Origin of the sequence: Sinorhizobium fredii USDA 205, assembly GCF_001461695.1 — a bacterium.
In the GTDB taxonomy this organism is placed as follows: domain Bacteria; phylum Pseudomonadota; class Alphaproteobacteria; order Rhizobiales; family Rhizobiaceae; genus Sinorhizobium; species Sinorhizobium fredii.
Genome location: NZ_AUTC01000141.1, coordinates 25,872 through 47,890 on the forward strand (window position 1 = coordinate 25,872; position 22,019 = coordinate 47,890).

The following is a 22,019-nucleotide window of genomic DNA, read 5'->3' on the forward strand; positions in this document are numbered from 1 at the left end:
GCATCACACGCCGGGCCGGTCCGCCGTGCTTCGCCGCTGAACGAGAAGCGAACCGAGAATGCCGGGAGCCTGATTCATGAACCTTGTTCGCACCGCAATGTTGCTTGCCTTCATGACCGTGCTTTTCATGGCCGTCGGCTATGTCATCGGCGGCAGGGGCGGCATGATGATCGCCCTGGTCCTGGCCGCCGGCATGAACTTCTTCTCTTACTGGAACTCCGATCGCATGGTGCTGCGCATGTATCGGGCCCGGGAGGTCGCCGAGCGCAGCGCGCCGGAATATTACGGCATCGTGCGCGACCTGGCGCAGAATGCCGGCCTGCCGATGCCGCGCGTCTATGTCATCGACAGTCCGCAGCCGAACGCCTTCGCCACGGGGCGGAACCCGGAGAACGCGGCAGTCGCGGCTTCGACCGGCCTCCTGCAGTCGCTCTCCTATGAGGAGGTGGCCGGTGTCATGGCGCATGAACTCGCGCATATTCAGTACCGCGATACCCTGACGATGACGCTGACGGCGACGCTCGCCGGTGCCATTTCGATGCTCGGCAACTTCGCCTTCTTCTTCGGCGGCAACCGCGAAAACAACAATCCGCTCGGCTTCATCGGCGTGCTGGTCGCGATGATCGTCGCGCCGCTCGCGGCCATGCTGGTGCAGATGGCGATCAGCCGGACACGGGAATATTCCGCCGATCGGCGCGGCGCGGAGATCTGCGGCAATCCTCTCTGGCTCGCCTCGGCGCTCCGTAAGATCGCCGGCGCCGCCCATGTCATTCACAACGATGACGCCGAGCGCAATCCGGCGACGGCGCACATGTTCATCATCAATCCGCTGTCGGGCGAACGCATGGACAATCTCTTCTCGACCCATCCGAATACGGAAAACCGCGTCGCGGCGCTCGAGCAGATGGCAGGCGAGATGTCGGCGGGCTCGACGTCGACGGCTCGCCCTGATAATGCGGTGCGCAAATCGCGCTCTGTCCCGAGAACCGGCTGGGGTCGCGGTGGTTCCGAACCGCCCAAAGGCCCCTGGTCCTGATGCCCGAAGACAGACGCAACGATTCACATCCGAAACGATCCCACAGGAACAAGCCGTCCCAGAAGGCCGGGCCACGGCCCGGTGTGGCCGAGGCGCCGGCCAAGCCGGGCCTGAAGAGCCGTCAGGCCGCCGCGAAGATCCTGGCGGCGGTGATCGACCGCAAGACCTCCCTCGACGGGATGCTCGACCAGGAGCACGGCAACCCAGCTTATCGCGAGCTCAACGATGCCGACCGGGCGCTGGTGCGCGCCATCCTCAATTCGGCGCTCCGCCACCTGCCGCGGATTCGCGCCGCGATCGATTCGCTGCTGCAGACACCGCTGCCCGAGGGCGCGCGCGCGTTAGAGCACGTGCTGACGGTTGCCGCAGCGCAAATCCTCTATCTCGACATTCCAGATCACTCCGCCGTCGACCTCGCCGTCGAGCAGGCGCAGTCCGATCCACGCAATCGCCGCTTCGCCAGCCTCGTCAATGCGGTCCTCAGGCGGCTTTCGCGCGAGAAGGAAGCGATCCTCGAAAAGGTGCAGGTTGTGCCGCCAATTCCGGCTTGGTTCTATGACCGGCTCGTCGCTCATTACGGCCGCGCCGAGGCGGAAGCGATTTCGGAAGCACAGCTCGTGCCGGCAGCGATCGACCTGACGGTGAAATCCGACCCGGCTTTGTGGGCGGAGCGCCTCGGCGGCACGGTCCTGCCGACCGGTTCCGTTCGGCTCGGCGATTTTACCGGCACGATCCCGTCCTTGCCGGGCTTTGCGGAAGGGGCTTGGTGGGTGCAGGACGCCGCCGCCTCCATTCCGGCGCGGCTCTTCGGCGATCTTTCCGGAAAAACCGCGGTCGATCTCTGCGCGGCGCCGGGCGGCAAGACGGCCCAGCTCATTCTCGCCGGGGCGATGGTGACGGGGCTCGACCAGTCCTCCAGCCGGTTGCGGCGGCTGAAAGGCAATCTCGAGCGGCTCGGCCTCGAAGCCCGCACGAAAGAGACCGACATGGCGGATTTCCGTCCGGACGAGCTCTTCGACGCAGCCCTTCTTGATGCCCCCTGCTCGTCGACCGGCACCACACGCCGTCACCCGGATGTGCTCTGGACGAAGGGGCCGGAGGACGTCGAAAAGCTGGCTCGGCTGCAGGAGCGGTTGCTCCGCCATGCGCTCACCGTCGTCAAGCCCGGCGGCATCGTCGTCTTTTCCAACTGTTCGCTCGATCCGCGCGAGGGCGAAGAGGTCGTGGCGCGCGTCCTTGCCGAGGGACTTTGCGCGCGCATCCCGATCACCCCGTCGGACTGGCCGGGGCTCGAGGCGGCGATCACCGCTGTTGGCGAGTTCCGCACGACGCCGGCGATGCTGCCGCTCGGGCCGCCCTTTTCCGGCGGGCTCGACGGTTTCTATGCCGCCGTGCTTCGCCGCGCGGACGACGGGGACAATTGACGCTTCCGGACCGCCCGCCTATCAATGGTGGCAGATTGATAGAAATTTAATCATCCTTCCGGCACGATCCCGGCCCATGAAAGCGATTCTGGCGCAATCCCGACAAGTGCTCATCAAGCGCTTCGAAGGTTCCGTCGCGGCAATCAAGAAACCTGCAGGCGCCGATGCTGTTTTCCGGTAAACGAAGGCTGCTCTACCTGTATCTGCGCGAAGGTTGGCGCCGCTTTGCGCGCCGGCTGGCGCTCGGGCGCCTGTCGGCTCTGCGCTTTTCCGGAACGACACCGGATCGGCTCATCGTCGCGCCCACCGATCTCAGGGCGATCGATCCCTTCGTGGCGGAGGAGATACTTCAGGGCCGCTATCCATTGGCCGGGCGCGTCCTTGATACCGAGGGCGATTCGCCCTTCGAGATCGACCTGCCGTCGCACGAATTCGCCAATCGGCTGCACGCCTTCGACTGGCTGCGCCACATGCGTGCCGTCCGCGATGAAGCCGGCTTCGCCCGGCTTCGCCAGATCCTCGACGACTGGATGGGCACGCATGGCCGCAATGTCGGCGGAATCTCCTGGGAGGCCGACGTGGTCGCCCAGCGCATCATCGCCTGGCTGTCGCATTCGCCGGTGGCGCTGCGCAATGCCGAGCATGGTTTCTATCGCCGCTTCCTCAAAAGCCTCGCCTTCCAGGTCCGCTATCTCCGCAATATCGCCGGGACCGTCCCGGACGGCGAGGCGCGGCTCAGGGTCCGCATCGCGCTGGCAATGGCTTCCGTTTCGATGCCTGTCTCGGCTTCGGCGCTGCGCAGGGCCGGGCGCGGTCTCGATCTCGAGCTTGACCGGCAGATCCTGCCCGATGGCGGCCATTTTTCGCGCAATCCGCGCGCCGCACTCGAACTGCTGCTCGACCTGCTGCCGCTCAGGCAGACCTATGTCAATCTCGGTCACGACGTGCCGTCGCGGCTGATCTCCGGCATCGACCGGATGTATCCGGCGCTGCGCTTCTTCCGGCATCAGAGCGGCGAACTGGCGCTCTTCAACGGCGCAACCTCGGTGCCGGCGCATGAGCTTGCGTCGGTGCTGCGCTACGACGAGACGGCCGGCGAGCCGTTCCGGTCGCTCCCGCATATCGACTTCGAGCGGCTTTCGCTCGGCGAGACGGTCGTGATCGTCGATACCGGACGTCCGCTGTCGGTCGATCTGTCGCGCAGCGCCCACGCCGGCTGCCTCTCCTTCGAGATGTCGTCGGGGCGAAATCGTCTGATCATCAATTCCGGCGCGCCGAAATTCGCCGGCGAACGTTTTCGGCAAATGGCCCGCGCAACCGCCGCGCATTCGACGGTGACGGTGAACGACACCTCCTCCTCGCGCTTTTCGCAATCGCAGTTTCTCGGGCCGATCATGGTCAGTGGGGTTTCGCGGGTCGAGGCGGAACGAAGCGACGAGCCCGGCCGCATCGAATCCGTCAAGGCGCGTCATGACGGCTATCTCGCCGCCTTCGGGTTGATCCATGAGCGCGACGTCGGCGTTCTGAACGGCGGCCGGCTGATCCGCGGACGCGACCGGCTTGCCCGGGGAAACGGCAGCGATCCGGAGGCGTCCGATGCGGCGATCGCCATTGCCCGCTTTCACGTTCATCCGGCGATCGGGCTCCGCCAGAGCAGCAAGAGCGAGATCTATCTGAGTGCGCCCGACGGCGAAGGCTGGCTTTTTGCCTGCCGGGACGGCGACCTGGCGATCGAGGAGGACGTCTTCTTTGCCGACGCCTCCGGCGTGCGTGCCTCGTCGCAGATCACCGTTACTTTCGCGGCCGGGGCGCAGCCGGAGATCCAGTGGACGCTGACCCGCGAGGGTTAGACCGGGACTGCGCAGCCTATTTTCACCCCCCTGTGGCGGCGAAGGTTCCTTCCGGTGGCAAGCTGTGCTAACGGGCAGCCACCCCAATCGCCGGCACCCCTCTTCCCAAGCGTCCGGCGCTGCAAAGGAGCATGGTTGATGGCTGTCGCCTCCAAGAAAATCCCGGCTCCGGACGAGGTCCGGATCCAAACGGCCCTTCTCTCCGTGTCGGACAAGGCCGGCATCGTCGAGCTTGCCCGCGCCCTCTACGAAAAGGGTGTTCGGCTGGTTTCGACCGGTGGCACGCACAAGGCGCTGGCGGCGGCCGGGCTTCCGGTCAGCGACGTTTCCGACCTGACCGGCTTTCCGGAAGTCATGGACGGTCGCGTCAAGACGCTCCATCCCGGCGTGCACGGCGGCCTGCTGGCGATCCGCGACGATCAGGAACACAAGGCGGCGATGGATGAGCACGGCATTACCGCCATCGATCTCGTCGTCATCAATCTCTATCCGTTCGAGGAAGTCCGCGCCCAGGGCGGCGACTATCCGACCACGGTCGAGAACATCGATATCGGCGGGCCGGCAATGATCCGCGCGTCGGCCAAGAACCATGCCTATGTGACGATCGTCACCGACCCGGCCGATTATTCGGTGCTGCTCGAGGAAATCGCCAACGGTGCGACGCGCTTCGCCTTCCGCCAGAAAATGGCAGCCAAGGCCTACGCCCGGACCGCCGCCTATGACGCGGCGATCTCCAACTGGTTCGCCGAGGCGCTCGACTTGGCCATGCCGCGTCATCGGGTGATTGGCGGCGTGCTCAAGGAAGAGATGCGCTACGGCGAGAACCCGCATCAGAAGGCGGGCTTCTACGTCACCGGCGAGAAGCGGCCGGGGGTTGCGACCGCGGCGCTCCTGCAGGGCAAGCAGCTTTCCTATAACAACATCAACGACACGGACGCGGCCTTCGAGCTGGTGGCGGAGTTCCTGCCGGAAAAGGCGCCGGCCTGCGCGATCATCAAGCATGCCAATCCCTGTGGCGTCGCCACCGCGCCGACGCTCGCCGAAGCCTATCGCCGCGCGCTCGCCTGCGATTCGACCTCAGCCTTCGGCGGCATCATCGCGCTCAACCAGCAGCTCGATGCCGAAACCGCCGAAGAGATCGTCAAGCTCTTCACCGAGGTGATCATTGCGCCGTCGGTCAGCGACGAGGCCAAGGCGATCATCGCCCGCAAGCCGAACCTCCGCCTGCTGGCGGCCGGCGGCCTGCCGGATGCGCGCACGCCCGGGCTGACTGCCAAGACGGTCGCCGGCGGGCTGCTCGTCCAGACGCGCGACAACGGCATGGTCGAGGATCTGGAGCTTAAGGTCGTCACCAAGCGGGCGCCGACGGCACAGGAGCTCGAGGACATGAAGTTCGCCTTCAAGGTGGCGAAGCACGTCAAGTCGAACGCCGTCGTCTATGCGAAGGACGGCCAGACCGCCGGCATCGGCGCCGGCCAGATGAGCCGCGTCGATTCGGCCCGCATCGCTGCCATCAAGGCCGAGGAAGCCGCCAAGGCACTCGGCCTTGCGGCGCCGCTGACACGCGGTTCCGCGGTCGCCTCGGAGGCCTTCCTGCCCTTCGCCGACGGTCTCCTCTCGGCAATCGCCGCCGGCGCCACCGCCGTCATCCAGCCGGGCGGCTCGATGCGCGACGAAGAGGTGATCGCCGCGGCCAACGACCACAATGTCGCGATGGTCTTCACCGGCATGCGGCATTTCCGCCACTGAGCGAGCCTATAGGATCGACCCGAAAGACCCGCCGCGAACCTTCGCGGGCGGGTTTTTCATGCCGGTCGATGGGCGGGATAGGGCGTGCGCAGCAGCAGGACGAGCCCGACGGCCAGAAAGGCGACCAGCGCCATCATGCCGATGCGGGCCGAACCGGTCGTCAGGGTGATGGTGGCGACGGAGGCGGGGGCCAGGAAAGAGGTCGCGCGCCCCGACAGCGCATAGAGCCCGAAATAGCGCCCGGCCTCGTCGGGCGAGACGCTGCGGGCGAGATAGGACCGCGAGGAAGCCTGGACCGGGCCGAAGGCGATACCAACCAGCAGGCCGTAGAGAATGTAGGCCTTTTCGGCGGCCGTGCCGAAAAGGCCACCCGAATCCACGCTCGGCAGCGCGACAAGCCCGAACAGGGTGAAGCCGGGACCGGTCGAGACGATGCCGAGCGTCGCGACCGTCAGGCAGATGAGGCTGGCGACGACGATTCGTTTCGAGCCGAGCCGCGTGTCGAGCCGGCTTGCGTAGAGGCAGCCGCCGATCGCGACGACGTTCAGGATGATGCCGTAAAGGCCGAGTTCCATCGTCTGCCAGCCGAACATGCCGGCGGCGAAGGTTCCGCCGAGCGCCAGCAAGCCGTTGACGCCATCCTGGAAGATCATCCGGGCGATCAGGAAGCGCAGGATTCCCGCCCTCTCCCTGAGCTCGCGGAGCGTGCCTCTGAGTTCCCCAAGACCCCGGGCGGTCGCCTTTCCGAGAGACATCGTCGCCTTGCCCGCATCCGGGGTGAAGAGGAACATCGGCAGGATGAAGACCAGGTACCAGAGCGCCGAGATCGGCCGGTGATGCGCGCGTCTTCGCCCTTGGCCGGATCGAGCCCGAACAGCGGATCAAGCCCGAGCGCCGTCTTGCCGGTAGCCGGATTCCCGGCCAGCAGGGCGACGACGGTGATCAGGACGATCATGCCGCCGAGATAGCCGAGCCCCCAGGCGATGTTGGAGATCCTTCCGACCTCCTTCTCGTCGACGAGCCGCGGCATCATTGAATCGTTGAAGACGATCGAAAACTCTGCCGCGACCGTTGCAAGCGCCAGGAAGATCGCCGGGTAGATGAGCGGCGAACCGGGCACCGCGAACCAGAGCATGGCAAGCGAGAACACCTTGATGGCGGCAAAGAAGGCGATCCATGGCTTGCGCGGGCCGGTCGCGTCGGCGATGGCGCCGAGCACCGGCGAAAGCACCGCGATGAAGATACCGGAAACCGCGAGCGTGTAGCCCCACAGCGCCTGTCCCGCGGCATGATCTGTCGTTAGCCGGGAAACGAAATAGGGCGCGAAGATGAAGGTCGTGATGACGGTGAAGAAAGGTTGAGCGGCCCAGTCGAACAGCATCCAGCCGGCGATGCCGAGGCGCGTGGTTTTCGGCTGTTCCTTCGCCCGTGCGGCTGCAATGTCCAAACTTCCCTCCCGGAACTGGCCGACCCGCGCCAAGGGTGGGGCGCGGGCGCCAATGCGTCGAAATCCACGCTTGAACCGGGAACGAAATCAGTCCTCCGGGCCAGCGGCCCGAAGGGAATGTGTCATTTCGCCCTGCCGCGCGCAAGATCGCTGAGGAGACCTGCGGCGACGGTGATCTTGGCAAGTGTCGTCTCGCCCTTTTCGGTCAGGAGCTTCAGCTGGTCGCCAGCGCGCGATACACGCTCACGGTCCTGTTCCTGCCAGGCGAGAATCGGATTGCGTTCACGCTTCTGTTCGACCAGCGCGGCGACGGTGATGTCGCGGCGGGCGGTGGCTATGTCGGCAACGGCCCGTGTCAGCGCCATCGCCTCGAACTGTTCGGTGGCGGGCACACGGTCGGCGGCCGTCAGCAGCCGGTTGACCCGGAGCGTCTCGGTCACCGCGAAGTAGCCTTGTGCCGTGCGATTGAGAGGCTCTCCGGTCACCGTGGCGATCTGCATGATCTCGGGGACCAGGGTCATCATCGACAGTTCGGCGATCTCTTCGGCAAGCTTTGCCGGCACGCCGCTTTCGATGAAGCCCGCTGCCTTTAGGCGCGCCTCCTCGGCGCTCTCGCTCGAAATTGCCGCGCGCATCGTGCCGCGCAGCTTCTGCAGCCCCTCGCGCAGCCGAGCCACCGCCTCGGCCACGGGTCCCTCGGAGGCCCCGGTGCGCAAGGCTCGTTCGGCGACCAGCGTAAAGATACGCCCGACTTCCTGGTAAAGCCGGTTCTGGACGCCGCCGCTGATCCTGTTGTCGAGAGCGTCGATCTCGCCATAGATGCGCGGCAGGTCGAAACCGTCGAGCGCCAGCACCGCGGCCTTGACGACGTCGGCGGACAGGAAGCCGGTCGCGTCCGTGAGTGTCGAGACGAAGGCGGGTCCACCGCGGTTGATCGTCTCGTTGGCGAGCACCGTCGCAATGATTTCGCGGCGCAGACGATGGCCGTGGATGTCCCCGCCATAGCTCTTGCGCATCTTTGCCGGGAAGTAGCGTTCGAGCGTCGCGGTGAAATACGCGTCGTCCGGCAGCTCGCTCTGGATCAGTTCCTCGAACAGAACCAGCTTCGCATAGGAGAGCAGCACGCCGATCTCCGGACGCGTCAGCGGCTTGCCCGCCTGGTAGCGCTCGCCCATCGCCAGTTCCGTCGGCAGCGTCTCCACCTTGCGGTTCAATTGGCCATCGGCTTCGAGCCGCGCCATCAGCCGCGCCAGCGGCGTGCGGTTGGCGAGGCCCAGCATTTCCGTGAGCGAGATCGCCAGCGATTGCTGGTAGTTGTTGCGCAGCACGAGATGGCCGACTTCGTCGGTCATCGCCGCCAGCAGCGTGTTGCGCTTCGGTCGCGTCAGGCGCCCGTCGCGCATCGCCGAGGCGAGCGCGATCTTGATGTTGACCTCGACGTCGGAGGAATTGACGCCGGCCGAATTGTCGATCGCATCGGAATTGCAGCGCCCGCCGGCGAGCGAGAAGCCGATCCGCCCCCTCTGCGTGACACCGAGATTTGCGCCCTCGCCGATGACCCGGGCACGCACCTCTTCCGCCGTGACGCGGATCGGGTCGTTGGCGCGATCGCCGACATCGGCGTCGGTTTCGCTGCTGCCGCGCACATAGGTGCCGATGCCGCCGAACCACAGGAGGTCGACCTGGCTCTTCAGGATGGCGTTCATGATCTCGAACGGCGTCGCCTTCTGCTTGTCGATGCCGATCGCCGCCATCGCCTCGGGCGTCAGCGTGACGAGTTTCTCCGCGCGCGAGATGATCATCGCGCCGGGCGAAAGCGTCTTGCGGTCATAGTCCTGCCAGCTCGAGCGCGGCAGCGCGAACATCCGCTTGCGCTCGACAAAGGAGAGATCGATATCCGGATTCGGATCGATGACGATGTCGCGGTGGTCGAAGGCGGCAATCAGCCGGATCTTCTCCGAAAGCAGCATTCCGTTGCCGAAGACGTCGCCCGACATGTCGCCGACGCCGGCGACGGTGAAGGGCGTCGTCTGGATGTCGATGTCCATCTCGCGGAAATGCCGCTTGACGGCCTCCCACGCGCCGCGCGCCGTGATGCCCATCTTCTTGTGGTCGTAGCCGGCCGAGCCGCCGGAGGCGAAGGCGTCGTCGAGCCAGAAGCCGGCCTCCTGCGCCAGCCCGTTCGCCGTGTCCGAGAAGGTCGCCGTCCCCTTGTCGGCCGCCACGACGAAATAGGGATCGTCGCCGTCGAGACGGAGCGTGTCCTTGGGCGGCACGACCTCCTGGCCGACGATGTTGTCCGTTACCGAGAGCAGCGTGCGAATATAGGTCTTGTAGGCCTCGGTTCCGGCCCTGAAGATTTCGTCACGCGTGCCGCCGACCGGGAGCTGCTTCGGATAGAAGCCGCCCTTGGCGCCGACCGGAACGATGACGGCGTTCTTGACCTGCTGCGCCTTGACGAGGCCGAGCACCTCGGTGCGGTAGTCCTGGGCCCGGTCCGACCAGCGCAGCCCGCCGCGCGCCACCTTGCCGAAGCGCAGGTGGACACCTTCCACTTCGGTGCCGTAGACGAAGATTTCGCGGAAGGGCCGCGGTTCCGGCAGGCCTTCGAGCTGTTTCGGATCGAGCTTGAAGGCAAGCACGGGACGCGGCCTGCCCTCGGCGTCCTTCTGGAAATAGTTGGTCCTGAGCGTCGACTGGATGACGTTGACGTAGCGGCGCAGGATCCGGTCCTCGTCGAGGCTCGGCACGGCGGAGAGCGCCTCCTCGATCGTCGCGAGCAGGGCGCCGGTTTTCTTCGCGCGCGCCTTGGCGTCAATCTTCGGATCGAGCCGCGTCGAGAACAGCCGGAAGATATCGGCGGCGATGGCCGGATATTTGTTCAGCGTCTCGGCGATATAACCCTGCGAATAGGTGATCCCTGCCTGGCGCAGGTAGCGTGAATAGGCGCGCAGCACCGTGACTTCCCGGGCGGTGAGCCCCGCGAGCAGGACCAGCCGGTTGAAGTTGTCGTCCTCGATCGTGCCGTTCCAGGCGGCGAGGAAAGCCTCCTCCAGGGCGGCACCCGTCTTGGCGAGGTTGAGCGTGTGACCGTCGCGGTGAATGAGTTCCATGTCGTGCAGCACGACCTCGCGCGGTTCTTGCCCAGGGGCGCGCACGCCGATGTCGTGGGTCTGCTCGCTGATGACGCGGAAACCGAGATTTTCGAGCAGCGGCACGCGGCGGGAGAGCGAGACCGGCGTGTCGGCGTGGAAGATCTTCAGCTCCAGCGCGTCCGGGCTTTCCCGGTCGCGGTGGTAGAAGGAGATGCGAATCGGGTCGTCCGCCTTGCAGGCGGCTATGCCGTTAAGGTCGGCATAGGCCTCGGCCGGCGTGAAGGCGGCCTGGTAGGCCTCGCCGACCGAAAGCTCGATGCCGTCCTTGCGGGCGAACAGGTTGAAACGGTCGGTCCAGCGGGTGACGATGGAACGGACCGCTTCCTCGAGCTTGGCCTGCGGGACGCGCGGCGTCTTGCCGCCCGAGCGGCCGATGATGAAGTGGACGCGGGCCAGACCGCCTTCGGGGAAGGCGGGGTAATAGGCGGAGACGCGGCCGTCATAGACGGTCTTCAGGTAATCGCCGATCTTCTCGCGGACATCCGAGTCGTATTGCTCGCGCGGCACGAAGACGATGACTGACACGAAACGGTCGAAGTGGTCGATGCGCGGCAGCACGCGCACGCGCGGCCGGTCGCCGAGTTCGTTGATCTGCTCGCAGAAGGCGGCGAGCACGCCGACATCGATCTGGAAGAGATCGTCGCGCGGATAGGCTTCGAGTGTATTCGCCAGCATCTTGCCGGAGTGGCTCTGCGGATCGTAGCCGAAGTGGTCGATGATCTTCTCGATCTTGTGCCGCAGGAGCGGGATCTCCGCCGCCTGGCAGGTATAGGCGGTCGATGTGAAGAGCCCGACGATGCGGAGTTCCCCGACGACATTGCCGGAGGCGTCGAAGCGCTTGACGCCGATGTAATCCATGTAGGCCCGCCGGTGCACGACCGACTTCACATTGGCCTTGGTGACGATCAGGAAGTCGGGACCTTCCAGGAAGGCGAGGATCTCCGGCGTCGTCAGTACCGCGTCCTTGCCCTGACGCAGAACGCGGACGTCCGGATTGGAGAGAATGCCGAGGCCCCTGCCCTTGCCGCGCTCGACGCTGGCTTTCTCACCCTTGCCGGAATAGGTGTATTCGCGCATCCCGAGGAAGGTGAAGTTGTTGTCCCTTAGCCAACGAAGAAAGGCGAGCGCCTCGTCGCGGTCGCTCTTCTTGCGGGACGCGTTGTAATCCTCCAGTTCCTGCATGGCCTGATCGAGCAGGGCCGTCATCGCCGGCCAATCGTGTACGGTCTGGTGAACCTGTTCCAGCACGTCGGTGATGCGCTTGCTCAGCGACCGCTCCTCGAGCGGCGTCAGCTTGCTCAGATGGATCTGGATGTGGCTGACGCGGTGCGCCGGGTCGCTTTGCTCGTCCGGGTCGAAGAGCTTCGCCGGCCGGCCGGGCTCCGTCACCAGAATGGGATGGATCGCCAGGTGGATGTCGCGGTGGGTACTCGTCACCTCCCCCATGACCGAGTCATAAAGGAAGGGCATGTTGCGTTCGGTGACGGCGATGATCGAGACCTCGGTTCCACCCGGCGCTATGCCCGGCACCGTCTCGACCGAAACCTGCGGCTTGCCGCCGTCCCAGCGCGCCAGTTCCTGGCGGGCGTGGGCGGCCGTCAGCGCCAGCATGTCCGGCGAATAGAGATCGAGGTCGTCGTTGCTCGCGCCGCCGAAGAGAATCTCGGGCGGCAGAGTTTCGGTACCGATCTTGGTTACTGCCGCGCGGGCCGCATCAATGTGACGGTCCCGTTTCGGATTATGCTTCACGCCCATGAATTCGCTCCCCCAAAATGATAGTCGACCCTATCAGAACCATGGTCAATGGCGATCGTTTTTATGCTGGATTTGGGCAAAATCGAGCCTGTTTTTGGAGAAATTCACGCAGAATCGACCTAAATCCATTTAAATCGGGGGTGATTTTGCGAAAATTTCTCAAAAAACGATGAAAACGAATAAAAACGCCGCAGAACTTCAAGATCGTCCGGAGCGGCTCCCTGTTGACAGGGCCGCGACAGCGGGCGATCACACCGTCCAATCGAAGGATGGTCTCGCCCGATGCCCGAAATGCCCGCCGCCTCCGGCGCCGTCATCGTCATATCCAGCCATGTGATTCGCGGCACCGTCGGCAATCGCGCCGCGGTGTTCGCCCTCGAAACGCTCGGGCACCGGGTGTGGGCCCTGCCGACGGTCATTCTTCCCTGGCATCCCGGCCATGGCCGCTCGACGCGGGTGGTGATGCCGGACGCGGATTTCCAGTCCATCATCGATGATCTCGCCAAGGCCCCCTGGGTGGGCGAGGTACGCGCCGTCCTGTCCGGTTACCTTGGCTCGCCAGCCCAGGCCGAGGGCGTTGCCCGGCTGGTGACTACGCTCAGTGAACGCAATCCGGACCTTTTCTACGCCTGCGACCCGGTGATCGGCGACGCGAACGGTCTTTACGTGCCGGCCGAGATCGCTGCCGCCATTCGCGATCGGCTACTGCCGCTGGCGACGCTGGCGACGCCCAACCGGTTCGAGCTCGCCTGGCTCGCCGGTGCGGCGCTTGAAACCAACCAGGCGATCCTCGACGCTGCGCTCGGTCTCGGGCCGTCCCGAGTGCTGGTGACGTCGGCGATCCCGATGATGAGCGGCGGCACCGGCAATCTCTATCTTTCCGGGCGGCACGCGCTGCTTGCCGAGCACCGGCTGATCGACAATCCGCCGAACGGCACCGGAGACCTGCTCTCGGCCGTCTTTCTGGCGCGGCTTCTCCAGGGGCTTTCCGAGGAGCGCGCTTTGCAGATGGCGACCGCCAGTGTGTTCGAGATCATCGCGCGCAGCCGCAAACGCGGCGCCGACGAACTGACGCTCGAACAGGATGCACCGAGCCTGGCGACGCCGATGGCGATGGTGCAGATGCGCCGGCTGTTGCATCCGAGCCAGGTGAAGAAATAGCTGCGGATATAAAAGAAATGGCTCATAAGCGCTCTTCGCCCTTTCAGGCGCGCAAAGGTCGCTGTAACACTTCGACGCCCATGGTTTCCCAAGGAGCCATGCGGCAGTGAATGACAGTGGATGACGCGGGGTTACCGATGGATATGCAGGGCTTTCCGGAACATCTTCTGACCGGCTACCGCAACTTCATGAGTGGTCGTTTCAGCGAACAGCAGCAACGCTACAAGACGCTTGCGGAAAGCGGGCAGAAGCCTAAGACGATGGTCATCGCCTGTTGCGATTCGCGCGCCGCACCTGAAACTATCTTCGATAGCGGCCCGGGAGAACTCTTCGTCGTTCGCAACGTCGCCAACATGATGCCGCCCTACGAGCCGGATGGGCACTATCATTCCACATCCGCGGCACTTGAGTTCGCGGTGCAGTCGTTGCGCGTCAGCGACATCGTCGTGATGGGTCACGGACGCTGCGGCGGCATCAAGGCGGCGCTCGATCCGGATGCGGAACCCCTCTCCCCGGGCGATTTCATCGGCCGCTGGATGAACCTCCTGAAGCCGGCCGCGGAACAGATCCAGAGCAATGACTTCATGACCCAGTCGGAACGCCAGCGCGCGCTCGAGCGCGTCTCGATCCGCAACTCGGTCGCCAATCTCAGGACATTCCCCTGCGTGCAGATCCTCGAATCGAAGGGAAAGCTGCGTCTGCATGGCGCCTGGTTCGACATCTCGACCGGAGAGCTGTGGGTAATGGACGCGAAAACCGGCGATTTCGCCCGGCCTGGCACGTGATACTGCACCGCCCATGAAAGCAAGAAGCGCTGTCCTTTCGGACAGCGCCCCGGTCAATTCGCAACCCTCGGGGGATTCGTCAGTCGCCGTCGATCTCGGCGCCGATGATGGCGATCGCCTGTTGGTAGACGCTCGCGGCGTTCCAGCCCTGGATCGCCGCGTAGTTCACCTGGCCCGGCTGGTAACCGCCGCCCGGTTGCCAGCCGTGGCCGCGCAGGAAGTTCGCGGTCGAGGCCAGGGCGTCGGCCTTGGAGCGGACCATGTCGACATGGCCGTTGCCGTCGCCGTCGACGCCGAATTTCAGAACGTTCAAAGGCAGGAACTGGGTCTGGCCGATTTCGCCGTGCGCCGCGCCCCGGGCGGCCGGGCTGAGATCACCCCGTTCGACGAGTTGAAGCGCGGCGTAGAGCTGGTCGGTGAAATAGGCGGAGCGGCGACAATCATAGGCGAGCGTCGAAACGGCGGAGAGCGTATGCTCCTTGCCCATGAAGGAGCCGAAGCCGGTCTCCATGCCCCAGATCGCGATCAAAGGGCCGGCCGGCACGCCGAAGCGCTGTTCGATGCTGTCGAAAAGCCGGGCGTTCTGGGCGCGCATCTTGCGGCCGCGCGAGATGATCGCCTGGCCGCCGCGTTTCTGCATGAATTGGTCGAGCGACAGCTTGAAGCTCTTCTGGCCGCGGTCGGCGCGGATGGTCGCCCGGCTATAGGAGACGTTGGCGAGTGCCGCGTTGAGCGCTGACGAACTGATGCCGTTGCCGGCGGCCTCGCGCTTGAACTCGGCAACCCAGGCGGAAAAGCCGCCGGAGTTGTTGCCGCATTGCGCCGCCGAGGCGGCTGCGGGAAGAACTGCTATTGAGATGAGGGCTGCAAGCCCCGTCACTGCGCACCTTGCCATGTGCATGGTATACCCCGTCAAAGCCCGAATAATTGACTTGAAAAGCCCGCCCCGCCCGGGCTCGTCGTTTCGCTCTCGTCCCCCAGGCGATGGTTTCACGTGAATCCACCGCCCGAACCTCAATGCGAAACCCCGCAAGGTCCGTGGCCGAGCGGGGTTCGTATTACACTTGATTGTCGCCTCGTCAGGCGGCCTGCTTGCGCGGCTTGATCAGGCCGCGATTGACAAGCAGTTCGGCGATCTGAACGGCGTTCAGCGCCGCACCCTTGCGCAGGTTGTCGGAAACCACCCACATGTTGAGGCCGTTTTCGACGGTCGCGTCCTCACGGATGCGCGAAATATAGGTGGCGTCTTCGCCGGCGCATTCGTAGGGCGTCACATAGCCGCCGTTCTCATGCTTGTCGACGACCAGGCAACCCGGCGCCTCGCGCAGGATATTGCGCGCCTCGTCGGCGGTGATCTCGTTCTCGAATTCGATATTGACCGATTCCGAATGGCCGATGAACACCGGAACGCGCACCGCCGTGCAGGTCACCTTGATCTTCGGATCGAGCATCTTCTTGGTCTCGGCGAGGACCTTCCACTCTTCCTTGGTGTAGCCGTCTTCCATGAAGACGTCGATGTGCGGAATGACGTTGAAGGCGATGCGCTTGGTGAACTTCTTGCTCTCGATCGGATCGGCGACGAACACGGCGCGCGTCTGGTTGAAGAGCTCGTCCATGCCGTCCTTGCCGGCGCCGGAGACCGACTGGTAGGTGGAAACGACGACGCGCTTGATCTTGGCGTGGTCGTGCAGCGGCTTCAGCGCGACGACGAGCTGGGCCGTCGAGCAATTCGGATTGGCGATGATGTTCTTCTTGGCAAAGCCGGAAATCGCATCGGCGTTCACTTCTGGCACGATCAGCGGCACCTCGGCGTCGTAGCGCCAAGCCGAGGAATTGTCGATGACGACGCAACCCTGCTGGCCGATCTTCGGCGAGTACTTCAAGGAAACCGCGCCGCCGGCCGACATCAGGCAAATATCGGTGTCGGAGAAATCATAGGTTTCGAGGTTGGAGACCTTCAGCGTCTTGTCGCCGTAGGAGACCTCGGTGCCGATGGAGCGCGACGAGGCGAGCGCCACAACCTCATCCGCGGGAAATCCCCGTTCGGAAAGGATGTTCAGCATCTCCCGGCCGACATTGCCGGTGGCGCCTGCGACTGCAATCTTGAAACCCATGTTCTAAGCTCTCTTTCTGTCTCTCCTCACCTGGTGGAGGCGGAGCCGCGCGGATCGTCCGCGAGGTTCCTGTCCCCGGCCGTACCGGGGAGAGAGCGGAGGGCCAGAGACGTCAGACGGTTTTCGTCGTCGTTTTGGCCGTTGTTTTGCGATCGAGCGAGAAAGGGCGAGCCTGCCCGGCATGGGCCGGCAGGTTCAGCGCAGCGATGGACGAACTGTTCGGTCGCATCTGAGGTTTCCTCGTTCGCCGCTGCTCTTACCGGCTTTTCCGCAAGAGTCAAGCCGCCGGCCGCTCTCCGCCTTGAATTGCCCGGCCGGATATGGGGCTTCAGTTTTCGCCGGCCGCGCCCGATCGCCGCGTTAGACGAAAGTCATAGGACGAAAGCATCCCTGCCTCCGCCAAGGCTTTTCTGACATCCTCTCAATCAGGTGACCCGCGTTCGGGGCTTCGGGGAGGAGCTGGAACGATCCAACGGGCGCTCAAAAATGCCTTTTGAAGTGGAGGATCATCAAATGGCACATGTCGCAACAGCGGACGGCGTTAAAAAAGCCGGCCCCATGACCGGCGAGGAGAAGAAGGTCATCTTCGCGTCGTCGCTCGGTACCGTCTTCGAATGGTACGATTTCTATCTTTACGGGTCGCTCGCCCTCTATATCGGAGCGACCTTCTTCAGCCAGTATCCGGAGACGACCCGCAACATCTTCGCGCTGCTTGCCTTTGCCGCAGGTTTCCTGGTGCGCCCCTTCGGTGCTCTCGTCTTCGGCCGGCTGGGGGACCTCGTCGGCCGTAAATATACCTTCCTCATCACCATCGTGATCATGGGCGTGTCGACCTTCCTGGTCGGCGTCCTGCCCGGTGCCGCCTCGATCGGCATCGCCGCGCCGATCATTCTGATCGTGCTGCGCCTGCTTCAGGGTCTTGCGCTTGGTGGTGAATATGGTGGTGCTGCTACCTATGTCGCCGAACATGCCCCGCATGGCCGCCGCGGCTACTTCACCTCCTGGATCCAGACGACGGCGACACTCGGTCTGTTTCTCTCGCTGGTGGTGATCCTGCTCGTGCAGTTCCTGGTCGGCAAGGAAGCCTTCGCCGAGTGGGGCTGGCGCATACCCTTCCTGCTCTCCTGCGTGCTTCTCGGCGTTTCCGTCTGGATCCGGCTGAAGATGAACGAATCGCCCGCCTTCAAGAAGATGAAGGAAGAGGGCAAGGGTTCGAAGGCGCCGCTGACGGAGGCCTTCGGCCAGTGGCGGAATGCGAAGATCGCCCTCCTGGCCCTTTTCGGCGCCGTCGTCGGCCAGGCCGTCGTCTGGTATTCCGGCCAGTTCTACGCGTTGTTCTTCTTGCAGAACATTCTTAAAGTCGATGCCCAGTCGGCAAACCTGATGGTCGCCGCCTCGCTTTTGCTCGGCACCGGCTTCTTCGTGTTCTTCGGCTGGCTTTCCGACAAGATCGGCCGCAAGCCGATCATCATGGCCGGTCTCCTGCTCGCCATGCTGACGTACTTCCCGCTTTTCAAGGCAATGACCTGGGCGGGCAACCCCGCTCTTGCCGAAGCCCAACAGAACATCCGTGCAACGGTCACTGCCGCTCCGGGCGACTGCAATTTCCAGTTCAATCCGACAGGCGTCCAGAAGTTCACGACGTCCTGCGATATCGCGACGGACTTTCTCACCCGCAACTCGGTGCCCTACGACGTCGTGACCACGGCCGCCGCGGGAACGCCGGCAACCGTGAACATCGGCGAGACGACGATCACCGGCTACGACGCCGTTGCTGCCGGCGACAAGGCCAAGGCTGAAGACTCCGCATTCAAGAAGCAGGTCAACATGGCGCTCCAGGCCTCGGGCTACCCGTTGGTGCGTGGTGCGGCCAAGGTGCCGGAATCCAAGCTCGATGGCTTCGTTGCTGCCAATCCGGAACTGGCCCTTGATGCCGGCGCCATCCGCGCCGGCGAGAAGGCCATGGTTCCGGCCGACAAGCTTGTCGCCGACAAGCTGCTCACCAAGGACGAAGTCGGCGGCGCCACCGAAATGGCGGTCTATTCGATCGACAAGGGCGGCGCCTTCACGATGGTGGCCGACCCGGCTCGCGTCAACTGGACGGTGATCATCGCGGTTCTGACGGTCCTCGTCATCTATGTGACGATGGTCTACGGCCCGATCGCTGCCCTGCTCGTCGAGCTCTTCCCGACCCGCATCCGCTACACCGGCATGTCGCTGCCCTATCACATCGGCAACGGCTGGTTCGGTGGCCTGCTTCCGGCGACGGCCTTCGCGATGAGCGCCGCAAGGGGCGATATCTACTATGGTCTCTGGTACCCGATCGTCTTCGCCGGCCTGACGCTGGTGATCGGCCTGCTGTTCCTGCCGGAAACCAAGGACCGCGACATCCATCAGATGGACTGAGCGGGCGCGAATCACGACGCGGGATGCGGTCGGAAAACCGCTTCCCGCTTCCCATCAAGCTCTCCTGACTCCGGCGCGGCTTCCGCGCCGGCTTTTTTTGATCCTTTGGGCGCGGCTTTCGCGCCGGCTTTTTATTTGGGCGGAGGCCGTGTGGCCTTCGGCGCCGGCCAGCCGCCAGTGTCGAGAAGGAAGAGCCAGTCCCGCCGGGCGAAGAGAAAGGCGACCATCATCGCCACCCAGAGACCGAGCAGCAGGCCGGCGGCCACGTCGCTCGGATAGTGGGCGCCGACGATGACGCGCGACACGCCGATCAGCAGCGCCAATATCAGAAAAAGCGGCCGTAGCTCAGGCTTCAGCATGGCGAAGGCACCGAAGAAGGCACCGGCCGCCGTCGAATGGCCGGAGGGGAAGCTCTCGAACAACCGGTCGCCGGTAAAAGGCGTCAGGCTGTAGGCGCCATAGTCGGCGAAAAGTTCCGGGCGGGCGCGGCCAATCAGGAACTTCAGCCCATGCACCAGCGCGCTTGCCGTGCCGATCGTCAACAGGAAATAGGCCGAGAGATTGCGCGCGGTTCGGGCCCGCTGTCGGATCGTGTCGCGCCGCGAAGCGCGGCGGACGACAAAGGCGATCAGGAGCAGGGTGGCGGAGGTATAGATCATCCAGGCGAAAGTGCCGACGTCGGTGATCGTCCGGTTGAAGTCGACGATCTCGTCCGGCAGGGCTTGCGCCCATTCCGACAATTGCGGATCGAAAGGCACGAGAGCCAATACGAGGACGATCGTCGTCAGCACGATCCAGCCTGTCGAGGCAAGCGGTTGGTTCATGTCGGTCTTTCCTGTCGCTTTCCTGCATGTGAAAACGAACGCGGAAAAATCAAGGGATTACAAAGAAAAACACCTCCGGAGTGCATCCGGAGGTGTCTGGGTAATTTGTGGTGCTGCAAGGGCCGATCAGGCCGAGAGCGCCTTGAATTCGGCGAGGATGGCGTCGCCCATCTCGACGGTGCCGACCTTCTGGCACCCTTCCGCCATGATGTCGCCGGTGCGGATGCCCTTGTCGAGCACGTTGGCGATCGCCTTCTCCAGATTGTCGGCTTCCTTCACCAGGTTGAGGGAGTAGCGCAGGCACATGGCGAAGGAGGCGATCATCGCGATCGGGTTGGCGATGCCCTGGCCGGCGATGTCCGGCGCAGAGCCGTGCACCGGCTCGTAAAGCGCCTTGCGCTTGCCGGTCTTGGCATCCGGTGCGCCGAGCGAGGCCGATGGCAGCATGCCGAGCGAACCGGTGAGCATCGCGGCAACGTCGGAGAGCATGTCGCCGAACAGGTTGTCGGTGACGATGACGTCGAACTGCTTCGGCTGGCGCACCAGCTGCATGCCGCCGGCATCGGCCAGCATGTGCTCGAGCTGCACATCGGAATACTTCGCCTTGTGCGTCTCGGTAACCACCTGGTTCCAGAGCACGCCCGACTTCATGACGTTGCGCTTTTCCATCGAACAGACGCGGTTATTGCGGGTGCGTGCCAGTTCGAAGGCGACGCCGGCGATGCGTTCGATCTCGTAGGTATCGTAAACCTGCGTGTCGATACCGCGCTTCTGGCCGTTGTCGAGGTCGATGATCTCCTTCGGCTCGCCGAAATAGACGCCGCCGGTCAGTTCGCGGACGATCAGGATGTCGAGGCCCTCGACCAGCTCCGCCTTCAGCGAGGAGGCCTTGGCAAGCGCCGGGTAGCAGATGGCGGGACGCAGGTTGGCAAAGAGTTCGAGATCCTTGCGCAGCCGCAGCAGGCCGGCTTCCGGCCGCACCTCATAGGGCACCGCATCCCATTTCGGTCCGCCGACCGCGCCGAAGAGCACGGCATCGGCGGCCAGCGCCTTCGCCATGTCCCCTTCCGAGATCGCCGCGCCATGGGCGTCATAGGCGGATCCACCCACAAGCCCCTCGTCCGTCACAAAGCCGGCATCCTGCTCGGCATTCATGTAAGCGATGATTTTGCGGACTTCCGCCATGGCTTCCGGGCCGATGCCGTCGCCGGGCAGAAGGAAGAGATTGCGCACAGTCATGGATAGTCCTTCTCGAGGGGAAAACTCGGGCGGTTCTTAGCGCAACTTCGTATCGAGGGAAATCGCGGCGGCGAAAGATTTGTGCGTGCCCAAGGCGTTCCCCTGGAAACAGTCGTGCGCCCCTGGCGGGAGGAAAATGCCGCGACCGATCACCGGTCAGCACAGCGCGAGAGAAAGACCATGCGCAAGCTCATCAGAGCCATCGCGGCCTTGGTCCGCGACACGATGGACATTCTCACCTTCCGCAAGCCTTCGCGCCGAGGCTGATCTGCCTAGCAAGCCGGTCAGGCAAGCCGGTTTGCCGCCATTGCCGTTTCCGCTTGACGGAATCGGCGCCGGAGGCTCGAATGGCCGAATTGCAACCGGGGTTTCCAAGATGTCCGAGACGCTTCTTGTCGGTGCCTTCCTTGCCGCGCTGTCCTATACGCTGATCCCCGGCCCCGCCTTCCTGGCGCTGCTCGGCATCGGCGCCGGTCAGGGCCGGAAAGCCGGCGCGCTGTTCATGGGCGGCCATCTCGCCGGCGATATTCTCTGGTCGACGCTGGCGCTCGTCGCCATCGTCGGTGCGCGGTCGATCGGAACGGCGATCTTCGACATCCTCGGACTTTTCTGCGGCGCCTATCTCGCCTGGATCGGCTGGACGGCGCTCAGGGCCCGCCCGAAGGGCGACAACCGGGCGCTGATGACGGTCGAGCGGCCGCTGCGGCGCGGGCTGATCTTCGGCCTCACCAATCCCAAGGGCTACCCGGTGGCGCTCGCGACCTTCACGGCGCTGCTCGCCAGTTCCGCGAATGCGCTGGAATTCAACGCCCTGCCGATGCTACTCGCCGTGTCGCTGATCGGTTTCCTGATCGCCGACGTGATCCTGATCGCGATCATCGGCGCCTCCGTCGTCCGGCGCTTCTATCGGCGCCATGAGCTCACCATCGTTCGGCTTTCCGGGTTGCTGTTCATCGGCTTTGCGGTGCAGGCGGTCTGGCACGCGGCGCCGGGTCTTCTTGGCCTGCGCAAGCCTTGAAGGGGCCGCACTTATCAACCACTTCAAACATCTCGTCCGGCTCGCCCTGATCGTCG

The 22,019-nt window shown here is 64.4% G+C and carries 14 protein-coding genes and 1 pseudogene; 9 read left to right on the forward strand and 6 right to left on the reverse strand.

The window, feature by feature from the left end; translation table 11 throughout:
• Nucleotides 1-76 precede the first annotated feature (76 nt).
• From htpX to purH, 4 genes are all read left to right on the forward strand, one after another.
• Nucleotides 77-1,036 (forward strand): zinc metalloprotease HtpX, encoded by a 960-nt coding sequence (htpX, locus tag N181_RS16905; RefSeq protein WP_060563605.1) that lies wholly within the window; start codon nucleotides 77-79, stop codon nucleotides 1,034-1,036.
• Nucleotides 1,036-2,460, forward strand: a complete 1,425-nt coding sequence (locus N181_RS16910; protein WP_014330350.1) for an RsmB/NOP family class I SAM-dependent RNA methyltransferase — start codon at nucleotides 1,036-1,038, stop codon at nucleotides 2,458-2,460. Before htpX ends, N181_RS16910 begins: the two co-directional genes overlap by 1 nt.
• 164 nt (nucleotides 2,461-2,624) lie before the next feature.
• Nucleotides 2,625-4,310, forward strand: coding sequence for a heparinase II/III family protein (locus N181_RS16915; RefSeq protein ID WP_014330349.1), 1,686 nt, complete (start codon nucleotides 2,625-2,627; stop codon nucleotides 4,308-4,310).
• A gap of 138 nt (nucleotides 4,311-4,448) precedes the next feature.
• Complete coding sequence (gene purH, locus N181_RS16920) at nucleotides 4,449-6,059, forward strand: bifunctional phosphoribosylaminoimidazolecarboxamide formyltransferase/IMP cyclohydrolase (RefSeq protein WP_014330348.1); 1,611 nt, start codon at nucleotides 4,449-4,451, stop codon at nucleotides 6,057-6,059.
• A gap of 56 nt (nucleotides 6,060-6,115) precedes the next feature.
• On the opposite strand, the pseudogene N181_RS16925 reads toward purH, so the two are convergent.
• Both N181_RS16925 and N181_RS16930 read right to left on the reverse strand, forming a co-directional pair.
• Nucleotides 6,116-7,506, reverse strand: a pseudogene (locus N181_RS16925) (MFS transporter).
• 122 nt (nucleotides 7,507-7,628) lie between these two features.
• Nucleotides 7,629-12,416: an NAD-glutamate dehydrogenase gene (locus N181_RS16930; protein WP_037436917.1), complete on the reverse strand. Its 4,788-nt coding sequence runs from the start codon at nucleotides 12,414-12,416 to the stop codon at nucleotides 7,629-7,631.
• A gap of 282 nt (nucleotides 12,417-12,698) precedes the next feature.
• Between N181_RS16930 and pdxY the strand changes: the two genes are divergently transcribed.
• Nucleotides 12,699-13,577, forward strand: a complete 879-nt coding sequence (pdxY, locus tag N181_RS16935; RefSeq protein ID WP_060563606.1) for a pyridoxal kinase PdxY — start codon at nucleotides 12,699-12,701, stop codon at nucleotides 13,575-13,577.
• Between the two features lie 137 nt (nucleotides 13,578-13,714).
• Entirely contained in the window at nucleotides 13,715-14,362 is a 648-nt protein-coding gene (locus N181_RS16940) for a carbonic anhydrase (protein WP_014330344.1), read from the forward strand.
• A gap of 79 nt (nucleotides 14,363-14,441) precedes the next feature.
• Here the strand turns inward: N181_RS16940 and N181_RS16945 are convergent, their stop codons facing one another.
• Together N181_RS16945 and N181_RS16950 are read right to left on the reverse strand one after the other, a co-directional pair.
• Entirely contained in the window at nucleotides 14,442-15,263 is an 822-nt protein-coding gene (locus N181_RS16945) for a lytic murein transglycosylase (protein WP_037398646.1), read from the reverse strand.
• Between the two features lie 178 nt (nucleotides 15,264-15,441).
• Nucleotides 15,442-16,476, reverse strand: coding sequence for an aspartate-semialdehyde dehydrogenase (locus N181_RS16950; RefSeq protein ID WP_037398643.1), 1,035 nt, complete (start codon nucleotides 16,474-16,476; stop codon nucleotides 15,442-15,444).
• Nucleotides 16,477-16,989: 513 nt separating this feature from the next.
• Between N181_RS16950 and N181_RS16955 the strand changes: the two genes are divergently transcribed.
• Nucleotides 16,990-18,882 (forward strand): MFS transporter, encoded by a 1,893-nt coding sequence (locus tag N181_RS16955; protein ID WP_037398641.1) that lies wholly within the window; start codon nucleotides 16,990-16,992, stop codon nucleotides 18,880-18,882.
• 131 nt (nucleotides 18,883-19,013) lie between these two features.
• On the opposite strand, the gene N181_RS16960 is transcribed toward N181_RS16955, so the two are convergent.
• Nucleotides 19,014-19,706 carry a phosphatase PAP2 family protein gene (locus N181_RS16960; RefSeq protein WP_037398638.1) on the reverse strand — a complete coding sequence of 231 codons (693 nt, stop codon included), beginning with the start codon at nucleotides 19,704-19,706 and terminating at the stop codon, nucleotides 19,014-19,016.
• Nucleotides 19,707-19,832: 126 nt separating this feature from the next.
• Nucleotides 19,833-20,945 carry a 3-isopropylmalate dehydrogenase gene (gene leuB, locus N181_RS16965; RefSeq protein ID WP_037398635.1) on the reverse strand — a complete coding sequence of 371 codons (1,113 nt, stop codon included), beginning with the start codon at nucleotides 20,943-20,945 and terminating at the stop codon, nucleotides 19,833-19,835.
• A 114-nt stretch (nucleotides 20,946-21,059) separates the two neighbouring features.
• On the opposite strand from leuB, the gene N181_RS33220 reads away from it, so the two are divergent.
• Together N181_RS33220 and N181_RS16970 are read left to right on the forward strand one after the other, a co-directional pair.
• A complete protein-coding gene (locus N181_RS33220; protein ID WP_153451492.1) occupies nucleotides 21,060-21,212 on the forward strand; it encodes a hypothetical protein in 153 nt (50 codons plus the stop codon).
• 109 nt (nucleotides 21,213-21,321) lie between these two features.
• Nucleotides 21,322-21,963: a LysE family translocator gene (locus N181_RS16970; RefSeq protein ID WP_014330337.1), complete on the forward strand. Its 642-nt coding sequence runs from the start codon at nucleotides 21,322-21,324 to the stop codon at nucleotides 21,961-21,963.
• The last annotated feature ends 56 nt before the right edge of the window (nucleotides 21,964-22,019 follow it).

Bases quoted from the DNA above. Each gene is read 5' to 3' on its own strand.
- htpX (WP_060563605.1), top strand. From the start codon at position 77: ATGAACCTTGTTCGCACCGCAATGTTGCTTGCCTTCATGACCGTGCTT.
- N181_RS16910 (WP_014330350.1), top strand. From the start codon at position 1,036: ATGCCCGAAGACAGACGCAACGATTCACATCCGAAACGATCCCACAGG.
- N181_RS16915 (WP_014330349.1), top strand. From the start codon at position 2,625: ATGCTGTTTTCCGGTAAACGAAGGCTGCTCTACCTGTATCTGCGCGAA.
- purH (WP_014330348.1), top strand. From the start codon at position 4,449: ATGGCTGTCGCCTCCAAGAAAATCCCGGCTCCGGACGAGGTCCGGATC.
- N181_RS16930 (WP_037436917.1), bottom strand. From the start codon at position 12,416: ATGGGCGTGAAGCATAATCCGAAACGGGACCGTCACATTGATGCGGCC.
- pdxY (WP_060563606.1), top strand. From the start codon at position 12,699: ATGCCCGAAATGCCCGCCGCCTCCGGCGCCGTCATCGTCATATCCAGC.
- N181_RS16940 (WP_014330344.1), top strand. From the start codon at position 13,715: ATGGATATGCAGGGCTTTCCGGAACATCTTCTGACCGGCTACCGCAAC.
- N181_RS16945 (WP_037398646.1), bottom strand. From the start codon at position 15,263: ATGCACATGGCAAGGTGCGCAGTGACGGGGCTTGCAGCCCTCATCTCA.
- N181_RS16950 (WP_037398643.1), bottom strand. From the start codon at position 16,476: ATGGGTTTCAAGATTGCAGTCGCAGGCGCCACCGGCAATGTCGGCCGG.
- N181_RS16955 (WP_037398641.1), top strand. From the start codon at position 16,990: ATGGCACATGTCGCAACAGCGGACGGCGTTAAAAAAGCCGGCCCCATG.
- N181_RS16960 (WP_037398638.1), bottom strand. From the start codon at position 19,706: ATGAACCAACCGCTTGCCTCGACAGGCTGGATCGTGCTGACGACGATC.
- leuB (WP_037398635.1), bottom strand. From the start codon at position 20,945: ATGACTGTGCGCAATCTCTTCCTTCTGCCCGGCGACGGCATCGGCCCG.
- N181_RS16970 (WP_014330337.1), top strand. From the start codon at position 21,322: ATGTCCGAGACGCTTCTTGTCGGTGCCTTCCTTGCCGCGCTGTCCTAT.